Annotated in this window: 9 protein-coding genes; 6 read left to right on the top strand and 3 right to left on the bottom strand. The window is 71.2% G+C overall.

Features of this window, described 5'->3' with window-relative positions; genetic code table 11:
* Positions 1–131 precede the first annotated feature (131 nt).
* From JOD54_RS22265 to JOD54_RS22240, 6 genes are all read left to right on the top strand, one after another.
* Positions 132–2,975 carry a type 2 lanthipeptide synthetase LanM family protein gene (locus tag JOD54_RS22265; protein ID WP_204452771.1) on the top strand — a complete coding sequence of 948 codons (2,844 nt, stop codon included), beginning with the start codon at positions 132–134 and terminating at the stop codon, positions 2,973–2,975.
* Positions 2,976–2,994: 19 nt separating this feature from the next.
* Positions 2,995–3,219: a hypothetical protein gene (locus JOD54_RS22260; protein WP_204452769.1), complete on the top strand. Its 225-nt coding sequence runs from the start codon at positions 2,995–2,997 to the stop codon at positions 3,217–3,219.
* Positions 3,220–3,380: 161 nt separating this feature from the next.
* On the top strand, positions 3,381–6,287 hold the full coding sequence (locus JOD54_RS22255; RefSeq protein ID WP_204452767.1) for an ATP-binding protein: 2,907 nt from the start codon (positions 3,381–3,383) through the stop codon (positions 6,285–6,287).
* 90 nt (positions 6,288–6,377) lie between these two features.
* Positions 6,378–7,214, top strand: coding sequence for a tachylectin-related carbohydrate-binding protein (locus JOD54_RS22250; RefSeq protein ID WP_204452764.1), 837 nt, complete (start codon positions 6,378–6,380; stop codon positions 7,212–7,214).
* Positions 7,215–7,409: 195 nt separating this feature from the next.
* On the top strand, positions 7,410–8,114 hold the full coding sequence (locus tag JOD54_RS22245; RefSeq protein ID WP_204452762.1) for a tachylectin-related carbohydrate-binding protein: 705 nt from the start codon (positions 7,410–7,412) through the stop codon (positions 8,112–8,114).
* A 49-nt stretch (positions 8,115–8,163) separates the two neighbouring features.
* Complete coding sequence (locus JOD54_RS22240; RefSeq protein ID WP_204452760.1) at positions 8,164–8,997, top strand: tachylectin-related carbohydrate-binding protein; 834 nt, start codon at positions 8,164–8,166, stop codon at positions 8,995–8,997.
* A gap of 25 nt (positions 8,998–9,022) precedes the next feature.
* On the opposite strand, the gene JOD54_RS22235 is transcribed toward JOD54_RS22240, so the two are convergent.
* From JOD54_RS22235 to JOD54_RS22225, 3 genes are all read right to left on the bottom strand, one after another.
* A complete protein-coding gene (locus tag JOD54_RS22235; protein WP_204452758.1) occupies positions 9,023–11,578 on the bottom strand; it encodes a tetratricopeptide repeat protein in 2,556 nt (851 codons plus the stop codon).
* Positions 11,579–11,726: 148 nt separating this feature from the next.
* Positions 11,727–12,530, bottom strand: a complete 804-nt coding sequence (locus tag JOD54_RS22230; protein ID WP_204452755.1) for an ABC transporter permease — start codon at positions 12,528–12,530, stop codon at positions 11,727–11,729.
* Complete coding sequence (locus JOD54_RS22225; RefSeq protein WP_204452753.1) at positions 12,527–13,477, bottom strand: ATP-binding cassette domain-containing protein; 951 nt, start codon at positions 13,475–13,477, stop codon at positions 12,527–12,529. The genes JOD54_RS22230 and JOD54_RS22225 overlap by 4 nt, the downstream gene beginning before the upstream one ends.
* Between the last annotated feature and the right edge of the window lie 14 nt (positions 13,478–13,491).

The raw sequence follows: 13,491 nt of genomic DNA, 5'->3' as shown, positions 1-13,491 counted from the left end.
GGTCCTGCCGACGGCGGGTGACTACCCGAGGTGATCAAGGACCACGCCCCGGCGCCCACGGGCTGGGAGCGAGAAATTAGGTAGGTTCTACCTATAAGCCCTCCCCTTGACCGTGTCAGGGTGCAGGGGTGATGAGACAGGCGGCCGAACCGAGCACCCGCCGGTCGGCGGACCTGTTCGCGCCGGACTGGTGGCGGCCCGCGGCACCGGAGCAGGCGCAACGACCACTGTGGGTGGTCGTCGTGGAGGCGGCCGCGCGGGCGGTCAGCCCCGCCGCGGTGCCCGACGACTGGCGCCGCGCGTTCGCGTTGCCGCTGTTCCCCCTGGTCGAGGCGGCCCGCAGAGGGGTCGCGATCAAGTGCGGCCGCGACGTCGACGTGGAGTCCGTGGGCACCGGGTTCGCCGACTGGTTGGCCAACCACCTGGTCCGGTTGGCGTCGCGGGCCATGGTCGAGGCCATGCACGACCGGCGCGAGCGGCTCGCGGGCGGGACGGGCGGGGAGCGCTTCGCCGACTTCGTGCGCGACCTGTGCACCCCGCAGGGGTTCGCCGCACTGTTCAGCACCTACCCCGGGCTGGGGCACCTGCTGGTGCGGACCACCGGCGCCGTCGAGGCCGCCGCGGTCGAGGTGCTCACCCGCTTCGCTGGCGATCGCCAGGACATCGTGCGCGACCTGCTCGGCGGAACCGACCCCGGTCCGGTCACCAGACTGCGGCCCCGCCTGGGTGATCCGCACCTAGGTGGTCGGGCGGTGGCGAGGCTCGAGTTCGCCGACGGCCGGGCCGTGATCTACCGGCCGCGCGGGGTCATGGCGCTCGCCGCGCTGGGGCGGTTCACCGACCTGCTCAACGACCACGTGCCCGAACTGGGGCTGCGGTCGCTGGCCACGGTCGGCCGCGCGGACTACGGCTGGGTGGAGCACGTCAGCGCCGCTCCCCTGCCCGACCTCGCCGCCGCGGACCGGTTCTACCGCAGGCAGGGCGCCCAACTGGCGCTGCTGCACCTGCTGCACGCCACCGACATGCACCACCAGAACGTGATCGCCTGCGCCGACCAGCCGGTCCTGGTGGACGTGGAGACGCTGCTGCACCCGACGCTCGCGCTGCCCGACACCGGGTGCCCGGCCGCGGTGACGCTGGCCGACTCGGTGCAGCGGACGGCGCTGCTGCCCACGATGACCGTCGGCGCGGACGGGGCGATCGACATCTCCGGGATCGGCGCCGGTCGCGGCGGTTTCTGGCCGGGCACGGTCGTCGACTGGGCCGACCCGGGCACCGACGCGATGCGGCCGGTGCGGCGGCGCGAGGAGTTCACCGGTGGCGACAACCGGCCACGCCTGGGCGCGGACGCCCTGGACCCGCTGGCGCACGAGCCAGCTCTGATCGCCGGGTTCCGGCTCGCCTACGACGCCGTGCTGCGCCACCGCGCGGACTACGTGCGGCTGCTCACTGAGTGCGCCGACCTGCCCGTCCGGGTCGTGCCGCGGCCCACCCAGGCCTACGTCGCGCTGCTCGCCGAGGCCACCGCTCCGGACGCGCTGCGCCGTTCCCGCGATTGGGCGTTCACCGCGCCGGGCCTCAACCCCGCCGAGAAGGCCGAACTCATCGCGGGCGACGTGCCGCTGTTCACCTGCCGCGCGGGCGGCACCGCCCTGGAGGCGGGCGACGGCACGGTGATCGACGGGGTCGTCGCGCGGTCTGGCCTGGACAGCGCGCTGGACAAGGTCGCGGCGATGAACGAGACCGACCGCCGCGACCAGGCGTGGATCATCTCCGCGACCCTGGCCACGCGCGGCGGCGGCGCCGCGCACGGGCAGGCACCGGCCGGGGGCCCGCTGTCGGGCACAGCGGCCGACCCGGAACGCCTCCTGGTCGCCGCCTGCGGCTTGGGCGACCAACTGATCGCGTCGAGCCACACCGGCCAGGGCCGGGTCAACTGGCTGGGGCTCGAACTCGTCGACGACCGCCAGTGGTTGGTGCTGCCGATGGGGGCTTCCCTTGGCAGCGGCTACCTCGGCGTGGCGCTGTTCCTGGCGCAACTGGGGCACACCAGCGGGATCTCCCGCTACCGGGAGGTCGCCGCCGAGGCGATCACCGGGGTGCCCCGGCTGTTCGACACCCTCGCGGACGCCCCGGGGCTGGTCACAGCCATCGGGGGCGGCGCCCAGCAGGGGCTTGGCGGCATCGCCTACGCCCTGGCGCGGCTGGCGCGCCTGCTCGACGACAACGACGTCCGAGACTGGGCGGCGCACGCGGTCGGGTTGACCGCGCACGCCGCCACCCCGGGCGACCCGCACGGCTGGGACACCGGCACCGCGGGTTGCCTGGCCGCCATGCTCGCCGTGCACACCGAACTGGGACTGCCGGAGGCGGCGCGGGTAGGGGCAACCCGCGCCGCCACGCTCCAGCGGTACCTGGCGGTGGTCGACGAACCCCAGGGCGTGGGGTTCGCCGACGGTGCGGCGGGCATGGCGTTGGCCTTGACCCGGTACGCGAACTGGGTCCCACCAGGGGAAACGGCCGACGCGGCGGCCGAGGCGGCACGGCACGTGCTGACCACGGCCGCCGCGCCAGCCAGCGGGGACCCCGGGTGGTGCGCCGGAGCGGCCGGAATCGCGGTGGGGGTCGCGGCCGCCGGAGCGGGGTGTGATGTGCTTGGCACACTGCGGGACACGGCAAGGCCCGTGCCACACGACCTCGGTCTGTGCCACGGCGAGTCCGGGGTGGTCGAAGCGCTGCTGGTGCTCACCTCGGCCGGGCTGTGTCCGCGACCCGTCCTGCGGGCCCGCACCGCCCTGCTGCTCGACGCGCTCGAGCGGCACGGGCCGGTGTGCGCCACGCCGGGCGGGGTCACCACACCGGGCCTGCTGCGTGGGGTCGCCGGGGTGGGGTACGGGCTGCTGCGGTCGGCGTTCGCCGACCGGGTGCCCTCGGTGCTGTCGCTGGAACCGGCGGCGGCGGGTAGTGCCAACTGACGAAGGGGAGTGGACGGATATGGGTGACGGCGATTTCGTCGACCGGGTGCGCACTGGCGCCTGGCTGGCGACTCCCGCGGTGACCTTCGGGGTGCGGGCGGCCGCGTTGGCCGGTTTGGTGATCACCGCGGGCGCCGCGACCGCGGTGGCTTTCGGGGCGTTCGACGACCCGACCGCGATCACCACCAACTGGCCCGGCAGCACGACCTGCTGCGGGAACCGGCCGGATTCGATCACCGGCTGAGAGCCGTCGATCACTCGCGTGGCGCCCGGTCACCTTCCGCGCCCACCGCGGCGTGGAACAGCCGGTGACCGCGCCACGCGATTATCGGCGGCCGAGGCGTCCATTCGGACTGCCGTTTGGTGGCTAGACCGCAAATCGGACCCCCGCTACTGTCACGCACTGTGGTGAATAGGTCGTCGCAGGTCGTGGGTCGCGACGATGAGCTGAAGGCGATCGAGAACGCTTTGGCCGACGCCCGCGGGGGGCGCGGGGGCACGGTGTTCCTGGTCGGTGAGAGCGGCATCGGCAAAACCCGGCTCGCCGCGGCCGCGGCGGACATCGGCTACAGCACGGGGATGCGGCTGCTGCGCGGCCGCGGCAGCGTGCTGGGCCCTGCGGTGCCCTACCGATCACTCACCGAAGCGCTGCTGTCACTGGTGCGCGCGGGCGACCCGATCGACCTCGACGCGCTCGGCCCGTACCGGCCGATCCTCGCCGGGCTGGTCCCGGACCTCGGTCCGGCGCCGGACAACCAGGAGGCCGGGTCGCTGGTGATCCTGGCCGAGGCGGTGCTGCGGCTGACCGCGCTGGCCGGTGAGGACCGCGGCTGCCTGCTCATCCTCGACGACCTGCAGGACGCCGACCTGGAGACGCTGGCGGTCGTGGACTACCTGACCGACAACCTGATCGGGCAGCGGACGGTGCTGGTCGGCACGATCCGCGCCGATCAGGGGCAGGCGCTGAGCTTCGCGCGGGCGGCGGGTGTGCGCGGGTCGTGCACGGTGCTGGAGTTGGGCAGACTGGGCCGCTCGGACATGCGGCGGTTGGCGGCCGCGCGGCTAGGCGTCGACCCGGCGCGGGTACCTGAGCCGGTGGCCGACCTGCTGTGGGCCGGTGGCGGTGGCAACCCGTTCCGCACCGAGGAGATGCTCGACGGCATGGTCGACAGCGGCCTGCTCACCCGGACCGCCGAGGGCTGGCTGGTGAGCGAGTCCGACCGCCCGAACCCGCCCGCCACGTTGCTGCGCAGTGTCGGCGCCCGCCTGGACGCGGTGGAACCGTCCGCGCGGGAAGTGCTGCTCACGTGCGCGGTGCTCGGCAAGCGGTTCCCGCTGACGGTGGTGCAGGAAGCGACCGGTCTGACCTACCGGGATCTGCTCAGCCACCTCCACGGCGACAACGCGGCGCACCTGGTCGCCCCGGACGAGCAAACCCCCGACTGGTACGCCTTTCAACACGCGTTGATCGTGGACGCGTTGTTGACCCTCGTCCCGCCCGCGGAACGGGCGGCGCTGTGCGGCAAGGTCGCCGACGCCGTCGAAGCCGTATACCCGGGGTTGCCCGGTGAGTGGTGCCAGCTCACCGCGGCGTTGCGGCTGGATTCCGGTCAGCCGCTGGCCGCCGGGCGGTTGTGGGCCACGGCGGGGCACCGGGCGTTGGGCCAGGGCGCGGCTCAGTCGGCGGTGGCGTTGTTGGGGCGTGCCTGCGACCTCTTGGCCCCGGACACCAGTGAACGCGCGACCGCGCTCGAGGCCCAACTGCACGCGCTGGCCGAGGCCGGTGAGGTCGACCGGGCCCTGGCGATGGTTTACCTGCTCGACGAGGTCACCGGGCTCGCCCCAGACCGGCGGGCACGTCTGCACACCCGATTGGCCTGGGTTGCCGTGCACGCGGGGCGCGCCGAAGTGGGCCTGCAGTCGGTCGCGGCCGCGCGGGCGCTGCTCGGCCCGGCGGCGTCGGCGGCGGACACGGCCGCGATCGACGTGGTCGCCGCGCACCTGGAGATGGACGTCCCCGGTCCCGACCAGCTGGCGAAGGCCGAGGAGATGGCCAGGCGCGCGGCGGTGGTGGCCGAGGGGGCGGGTCTGCCCGCGGTCGCCTGCCAGGCGTGGCAACTGCTCGGGGCCTTGACCAGGCAGCGGGACCCGGTGGAGGCCACGGCGCTGCTGGAGCGCAGCCGGGCGATCGCCGTGGAGCACAACCTGCCCATCTGGGAGGTCCACGCGCTGGTCCGCCTCGGCCTCGACGACGCGCTGCGCGACGGCGGCATCGAGCGGCTGGAGTTGGCCAGGGACTCGGCCTCCCGCATCGGCGCGGTGACCGCCCGGTACCAGGCGGAGGTCAACATCGCCATGCAGCTGATCCTGCGCGGCGACTTCGCCGAAGCGGACCGGCTCACCGCACAGGTCCTGACCGCCACCACCCGACTGCGGCTGGTGGAGACGACGCAGTACATGTTGCTGCACCGCACGGTGCTCTCCGCGCACCGCGGTCGCCGGGCAGACATGGAGGCGGCCCTCGGCGAACTGCGGCAGTGGGGTGGCGAGCACGCGCAACACGCCCCGCGCATCCACGGCCTGGCAGGCGCGTTCTGCGCGTTGATGGAGGAGAACCAGGACCTGGCCCGCGCCGAGTGCGCCGCCGCGGTGGCCGCCGAGGACAGGAACCCGACCACGTTCCACCTGTCCGGCCGCTACGGCCTGAACCTGCTCCTGCGCTCCCTCGCCGACGACATCTCCCCCGCCGAGTTCGCCACCATGACCTCCGCGCCCGCCAGCCGCCTGCGCTGGGACCGCATGTTCTCCGACTTCGCCGCCGCGGTACTGGCATCCCGAGCCGGTCGCGTGGACGACGCCCGCGCCGCGGTGGTCCGTGCGGCGGCGTCCGGGGCCCCGTACGCGATGGCGCGGCACTTGGGGTTGCGCCTGGTCGCACCGTTCGCGTTGGCAGGCGAATGGGGATCGCCGATCGAATGGCTGCGCGAGGCCGAGGAGCACTTCCACAGAACCGGCGTGTCCGCCGTCGCGGGGGCTTGCCGAACGCTGCTGCGCAAGGGCGGCGCCTCGGTGAGCCAGCGGAGGGAAGGGACAGAAGAGATCCCGGCCGCGCTGCGCTCAGCGGGCGTGACGGTCCGGGAATACGAGGTCCTCCGGCTGCTGGTGGACCGCTTGTGCAACCGAGAAATCGCCGACGCCCTGCACCTGTCGCCCCGCACGGTGGAGAAGCACGTCTCCAGCCTGATCGCGAAGACCGGTGAACCGAACCGGATCGCGTTGAGCAAGTACGCCTCAGCGACAGTGCGGTCCTAGACCGGCAGATTCCCCAAGGCGAGTCAACCAACCGCGGACACCGTGCGTTCTAAGCGCGGCAACATCCACGGGACAGCTGGGGAAGTGCACATGAGTTCGATCAAACGGTTGGCCGCCCTCGCAGCCGGACTGGCGGTCGCGGCCGCCACGTTCACCGCCACGACCGCGACCGCGCAGACCTTGCCACAGCCAGAATGTTACGACGGCGCCACAGTTTGGGGTGTGGAGGACAGCGGCAGGCTCTTCACGTACCTGCACGTGGGTGCGGAGACGGGAAGCCACGACTGGGGAGCGAAGCAGTACATCGGCGTTGGCTGGCACGGCACCGTCCTCGCGGGGTCCTGGGGCACGCTCTACTTCATCCCCGAGGGATCCGGCGAGCTGCGCCGCTACCAGTGGGACGGCACGCGGTGGGAGACCTTCGGCGGCGCGCAGTACGAGGTCATCGGCCACGGGTTCGACCGCTATGTCGGCGCGGGGAGGACCTTCGCCGCGGTCGGTGCGAAGCTCTACGGCATCGACGACACCGGCGAACTGCGGTACTGGTACCGAGACGGCGGCGAGTGGCAGAACCCCGACGGCGAGGTCATCGGCACCGGTTGGGACGTGTTCGACCGGGTGGTGCCCAGCAACCAAGGGACGTTCTACGCCTTCGACGGCGAAGGGGACGCCTACCTGTACCAGTACGACAACAACGGGCAGTGGGATGTCCAGGCCAGGCACATCGACTCCGGCTGGGGTGACTTCACCACCGTCGCCACCGCGGGCTCCGGAGTCCTCTACGCCACCACCACCGACGGCCAACTGCTCTGGTACCGCTACTACAACGGCTGGGAGGACAACGGAATCCCCCGCCAGGTCGGCGAAGGCTGGAACGGGGTCACCCTCCTGTTCAACGCGGGCCACTGCCAGCCCCACCCGGGCTGACCAACCGCGCGCACCTGCTCAACAGCGATATCCACGAAACGCTTGGGGAGATGCACTTTGAGTTCAAGCACACGGTGGGCCGCCCTCGCTGCCGCACTGGCGGTTGCGGCCAGCACGTTCACCGCCACGGCCGCGACCGGGCAAAACCTTCAGCCGCCTCAATGCGGAAGCGGTACAGATGTTGACGTCTACGGCGTGTTGCCCGATGGCAGCCTCTTCGAGCAGCGGCACATGGGTGGCTCCACCGGTACTCACGTGTGGGGCGCGAGGAACTACATCGGCGAGGGGTGGCAGGGCACCGTCCGCGCGGGCGGCCACGGCACGTTCTTCTTCGTCCCCTTGGGCACCGGTGAGCTGCGGCGCTACCACTGGAACACCGAGATCGAGCAGTGGAGCACCTTCGACGGCGCGCAGTACGAGGTCATCGGCTACGGGTTCGACCGCTACTTCGGCCCCGGCAAGACCCTGACCGTCGTCGGCGACGGATCCCTCTACGGCGTCGACGACTCGGGCGAACTGCGGTTCTGGAACCGGGTCGGCGACGAGTGGGACGACGACCACGGCGAGGTGATCGGTACCGGCTGGGACGTGTTCGACGAGGTCGTCGCGGGAGGCGACGGGTTCTTCTACGCGTTCGACGTCGGCGGGAACGCTTACCTGTACCGGTATTCGTCCGCCGCCAGGACGTGGACCACCCAGGGGCAGCACATCGACGAGGGTTGGGGTGACTTCCTCGACATCACCTCCGCAGGCGCGGGTGTCCTCTACGCGACTGCCGAAGACGGATCCCTGAACTGGTACCGGTACGACAACGGCTGGGCGAACAACGGCCTCCCCCGGCACGTCGGCGAAGGCTGGGAGATCACCTCCATGCTGACCAGCCCCGAGTCGTGCTCGTGATCCACACAGGACTCGACACCACATCCACACCACACCTGGGGAAGCGCAGATGAGAACAAGCACACGATGGGCCGCCCTCGCAGCCGTGCTGGCGGTTGTCGCCAGCACGTTCACCGCCACGACCGCGGCCGCGCAGGTCCCACAACCGTATTGCGGCACCGTCGCGCTGTGGGGCGTGGAGCAGAGCGGAAGACTCAGCCTATACCTGCACTTGGGCGCTGAGAAAGGCGACCACAAGTGGGAGCGTAGGCGTTTCGTCGGGACGGGGTGGAACGGCACCGTACTCGCGGGCAACGGCGACGTGCTGTACTTCGTTCCCGAAGGGACTGGTGAACTGCGGCGCTACCGCTGGGACGGCGAGGAGTGGGAGACCTTCGACGGCGCGGAGTACGAGGTCATCGGCCACGGGTTCGACCGCTACGTCGGCGAAGGCAGAACCCTCGCCGTCGTCGGCGAATCGTTCATCGGTATCGACGACACAGGAGACCTCCGGATCTACAAGCGGATGAACGATGAGTGGACCAACGCGGCCGGCGAAGTCATTGGCACCGGGTGGGACGTTTTCGACCGAGTCGTCCCGAGCAACGGCGAGGACTACTACGCCTTCGACAGCGACGGGAACGCCTACCTCTACCGCTACAACAGCTACCTCAAGCAGTGGGAGATCCAGGCCAAGCACATCGACACCGGCTGGGGCGACTTCACCAACGTCGTCTCCGCGGGATCCGGCGTGCTCTACGCCACGACCACCGACGGCCTGCTGCTCTGGTACCACTACCACTACGGCTGGGCGTACGACGGCATCCCCCGACACGTCGGCGAAGGCTGGAACGGCGTCACCGCCGTGGTCAGCGCGAACATCTGCTCGCCCCATCCCGGCTGAGTGCGGCGTGACCCGCCATTGACGATCACCCGGGTTCGGGCAGTTCGGCCAGAGCTGCTCGAACCCGGGTGACCTCCGTGGCGCACCCCAACTCCTCGAACAGCTCAACGGCTTTCGCGAAGTGCGTTCTCGCCTCTTCCACCTCTCCCAGCCGCACCAGGGAAACGGCGATCCCGGCATGGGCATCCGCCTCGTCCTGCTGTACGGAGATCTCGCGCGCCATCCGCAATGCCTCGGTGTGCAGCGCCCGCCCGCGCTCGGGTGCCCCCGTCTCCGTGATCAACGCGGCGTATCGGTTGAGCGCCCACGTCTCCCCGCCTCGATCACCCAAGGCCCGGAAGGCCGCCAGCGCTTCGTCGAGTGTCGACGCGGCCGCAGCGTGTTCGCCGGTGGCCTGCCGCACTGTGCCGAGGAGCGCGAGGACGTTGGCTTGGCCGCGGGGGTCGTCGATGTCTTTGGTCAGCTGGAGGGCATCGGTCAACACGGTCATGGCCGCCTCGTGGTCTCCGTGTTGGGTGTGCGCGTTGCCGAGGTAGGTGAGAGCGCCGATCTGGCCGAGTCGGTCGCCGATGAGGCGGCACTGGCGCAGTGCCTCGGCGAGCGCCGCGACCGCGGCCGGGTACCGCCCGGTCACGTGCAGCATGTTGCCGAGACTCATCTGGGCGTTGGCTTCGCTGAGCCGGTCGCCGACGTCGCGGGCGAGGTGGAGAGCCTCGGTGAGGGTCGCGGCGGCGCTGGCGTAGTCGGCGGCAACGTGTTGGACGCTGCCGAGTTTGGTGAGGGCGTACGCCTGCCTGAGTCGGTCACCGAGGTCGCGGCACACCTGCAGCGCCTTGTTGAGGGCCTTGGCCGACGCGCTGTACTCGCCGCTGAGGTACTGCGTGATACCGAGGCCGATGAGCGCAGCCGCTTGGCCACGCCTGTCGCCCACCATTGTGGACAGGTCGATGGCCTCGGTCAGCGTGAGCTTCGCGTCGGGGTACTTGCCGACCGCCCGTTGCGCGACACCGATGTGGGTGAGGGCGTCAGCTTGGCCACGCCTGTCGCCCAAGTCCTGGCTGAGGTGCAGCGCCTCGGTCAGGGTCGCGGTCGCCGCCGCGTACTCCCCGATCAGGATCTGCGCGTTGCCCAAGTCCACCAAGGCGGCGGCCCGGCCCGCGTCGTCCGGCGCGACGGCGGCGGCCAAGCGGTGCAGGCCGACCGCTTGCTGCCAGTAGCCCGCGTGGTGCAGGAAGACGGCGATGGATCGCGCGATACCCGTGGCGCGGACCGGGTCCGCGATGGCGACGGCGCCTTCGAGGTTCGGGCGTTCCGCCTGCAGCCATGCCACCGCATCGGCCAACCCGGCGAACTCCGCGACCGGCTCAGTGGCGGCGCACCCGGGGGCGAGGTGCAGCTCGGCGGCCCGGGCGTTGTCCCAGTAGTGGTCCAGCAGCCGACGGGTCGCGGCGGCGCGGTCATCGATCGGGATTTGGGCGACCAACTCCCGCGCGTACTCGGCGATCAGGTCGTGCATCCGCCACCGGCCACGACCGCGTTCGACCATGTGCGCCCTGGCCAGCTCATCGAGCACCCGGCGGACCTGGGAGACGGGCTCGTCGACCAGAGCCGCCGCTGCCGCGGTAGCCAAGTCCGGCCCCGGGTTCAGTGCCAGCAGGCGGAACAGCCTGGCCTGCTCGGGGGTGAACCGTCGGTACGACAGGTCGAAGGCGACCCGCACTGCCCGTACCCCGTCGTCGAGGTAGGCCAGCGCGCTGTTCGCCTCAGCCATCTCGGCGGCCAGATCCGCCACAGGCCGTTCCCGGTCGTCGACCAGCAACGTGGCGACGATCCGCAGCGCCAGCGGCAGGAAACCGCACCGCCGCACCACGATCTCCGCGCCCGCGCCGATCCGCGTGTCAGCCGGGTCGGCGGCGCGCACCGCCCGGTCCAGCAGGTCTACCGCTTCACGAGGTGGGAGCACAGCCAACCGCACCAGCCTGGCACCGAGCTGGGACAAGGTGTGCCGGGACGTGACCAGGACGCGGTGGCGGGCATCCCCCGGCACCAGCAACGCCACCTGCGCGACATCGGAGGCGTTGTCGGCCACCACCAGAACCGCGCCCTCCTGCTGCGCCAAGACCGAGCGGTAGAGCGAGGCGCGGGCGTCGACATCGCGAGGGATGTGTTCACCGGCGACACCGAGTGCCCGCAACAAGGAATCCAGTGCCTGCCCCGCCCCGACCGGCACCGTGTCGTACCCGTGCAGGTCCACGAACAACACACCGCCGGGAAACCAGCCCGAGTCAACCGCCGCGTGCGCCGCCTGCACCGCCAACGCGGTCTTGCCCACCCCGGCCAACCCGGCCACGACAGCGCTCGCCTGCTCGGCCCCGGGACCCAGCTGAGCACTCAACCCGCTCAGCTGCTCGGCGCGCCCAGTGAACCCGGCGACCCTGGCGGGCAACTGCCGCAACGCTTTGGGCACCGGTCGCGGCGCCACGGTGATCCCGCCGTGCACGTGTCCGGCCTGGATCAGGATCTCGGCGTGGCCGCTGAGGGAGTTGACGATCTCGGGCGTACCGCCATCTGCTTGAGTCACGACCCGCGCTCCCACGGTGAGCGTTGCTGTCGTCACCCTGTCAGTCGGCGCCGCATCGCCCGCTGTTACGGACAGATCAGGCGGAACTCCCCCACGACGCCTTCCCTACGAGCGGGTGCTCGTGGGGAAGCGGTCGGTCTCGCGGTGATCAGCCGGAGTACTCGCGGTTGAACAGCTTCTTCGACCAGAGGTAGCCGCCGAGGGCGATCAGGGCGCACCAGCCGAGGGCGAGCCACAGGTGGTTGCCCAGCGGCTTGTCGTTGAGCAGGCCGCGCAGGGTCTCGATGATCGGGGTGAACGGCTGGTACTCGGCGAACCAGCGCACACCGGCGGGCATGGAGTCGGTCGGGGCGAAACCGCTGCCCAGGAAGGGAAGCAGCACCAGCGGCATGGGCAAGTTGCTCGCCGTCTCGACGCTCTTGCTGACCTGGCCGAGGGCGACCGCGAGCCAGACGAGGGCGAAGGTGACGACCAACAAGAAGCCCGCGGTGGCCAGCCAGCCCGCGGCGCCCGCGGTGGGACGGAAGCCGACCAGCAGCGCCACGCCGATGACGATCGCCAGGCTGATCATCGCCTGGATCATGCTGCCGATGACGTGTCCGGTCAGCACCGAGACCCTGGCTATGTGCATGGTGCGGAATCGGGCGATGACGCCTTCGGCCATGTCCATGGCGACCGAGATGGCGGTGCCCTGGATGGTGGCGGTGATCGTCATCAGGATGATCGCGGGGGCGACGTAGTTGGCGTACTGCGCCCGGCCGCCGGAGCCGCCCAGGCCGGCGCCCATTGTTCCACCTAGGACGTAGACGAACAGCAGCAAGAAGACAATGGGCATCCCGACGAGCATCACCGTCATCGACGGGTACCGCTGCATGTGCTTGAGGTTGCGGCGAAGCATGGTGGCCGAGTCGCGCAGCGGGTAGAACCGCTGGGCCTGGACGGCGGTGCTCATCGTGCGGTCACCTTCTCGTTCTTGGGGTTGCCGGTGAGGGCGAGGAAGACGTCGTCGAGGTCGGGGGTGTGCACGGAAAACTCGTCGACCTCGATGGCGCGGTCGGCGAGCCGGGTGAGCAGGTCGCGCAGTGCGGGAACGCTGCCGTCGTTGGGCACCCGCAGGGCGAGCGCGTCGGCGTCGCGGGTGACCTGGCCGAGGTCGCGCGCCGCGGCCTCCAGGCTGGACGCGTCGGCGAAGCGCAGCACGACGTGGCCGCCGGGGATGCGGCGCTTGAGCTCGGCGGCGGTGCCCTCGGCGACCAGCCGCCCGTGGTCGAGCACCGCGATCCGGTCGGCGAGCTCGTCGGCCTCTTCGAGGTACTGGGTGGTGAGGAAGATCGTCACCCCGTCGGCGACCAGCTCGCGCACGATCTGCCACATGCCGCGGCGGCTGCGCGGGTCCAGGCCCGTGGTCGGCTCGTCGAGGAAGATCACCCTCGGGTCACCGACCAGGGTCATCGCCAGGTCGAGCCTGCGCCGCATGCCGCCGGAGTAGGTCGAGGCGGGCTTGGCCGCGGCGTCGACCAGGTCGAAGCGGTCGAGCAGGTCGGTGACCCGGCGGCGACCCTCGGCGCGGCCGAGGTGGTGCAGGTCGGCCATCAAGCGCAGGTTCTCGGCGCCGGTGAGCAGGGAGTCGACCGCGGAGAACTGGCCGGTGACGCCGATCGCGGCGCGCACCGCGTCCGGCTCGGCCGTCACGTCGTGCCCGGCGACGGCGGCAGTGCCGCCGTCAGCGCTGATCAGGGTGGACAGGATCTTGACCGTGGTGGTCTTCCCGGCACCGTTGGCGCCGAGCAGTGCGAACACGGTGCCCGGCGCCACGTGCAGGTCGAGCCCGTCGAGCACGACGTGCTCGCCGAAGGACTTGCGCAGCCCGGTGGCGGTGATCGCCGATGGGGAGGTCATGGGGTGTCCTTTCC

The sequence above is a fragment of the Actinokineospora baliensis genome (genome assembly GCF_016907695.1).
In the GTDB taxonomy this organism is placed as follows: Bacteria; Actinomycetota; Actinomycetes; order Mycobacteriales; family Pseudonocardiaceae; genus Actinokineospora; species Actinokineospora baliensis.
The sequence above is the reverse complement of the archived record's forward strand: the minus strand, read 5'-3'. Positions and strand labels throughout refer to the sequence as shown.

Coding starts and splice junctions, on each gene's coding strand:
- JOD54_RS22265 (WP_204452771.1), top strand. CDS start 132: ATGAGACAGGCGGCCGAACCGAGCACCCGCCGGTCGGCGGACCTGTTC.
- JOD54_RS22260 (WP_204452769.1), top strand. CDS start 2,995: ATGGGTGACGGCGATTTCGTCGACCGGGTGCGCACTGGCGCCTGGCTG.
- JOD54_RS22250 (WP_204452764.1), top strand. CDS start 6,378: ATGAGTTCGATCAAACGGTTGGCCGCCCTCGCAGCCGGACTGGCGGTC.
- JOD54_RS22240 (WP_204452760.1), top strand. CDS start 8,164: ATGAGAACAAGCACACGATGGGCCGCCCTCGCAGCCGTGCTGGCGGTT.
- JOD54_RS22230 (WP_204452755.1), bottom strand. CDS start 12,530: ATGAGCACCGCCGTCCAGGCCCAGCGGTTCTACCCGCTGCGCGACTCG.
- JOD54_RS22225 (WP_204452753.1), bottom strand. CDS start 13,477: ATGACCTCCCCATCGGCGATCACCGCCACCGGGCTGCGCAAGTCCTTC.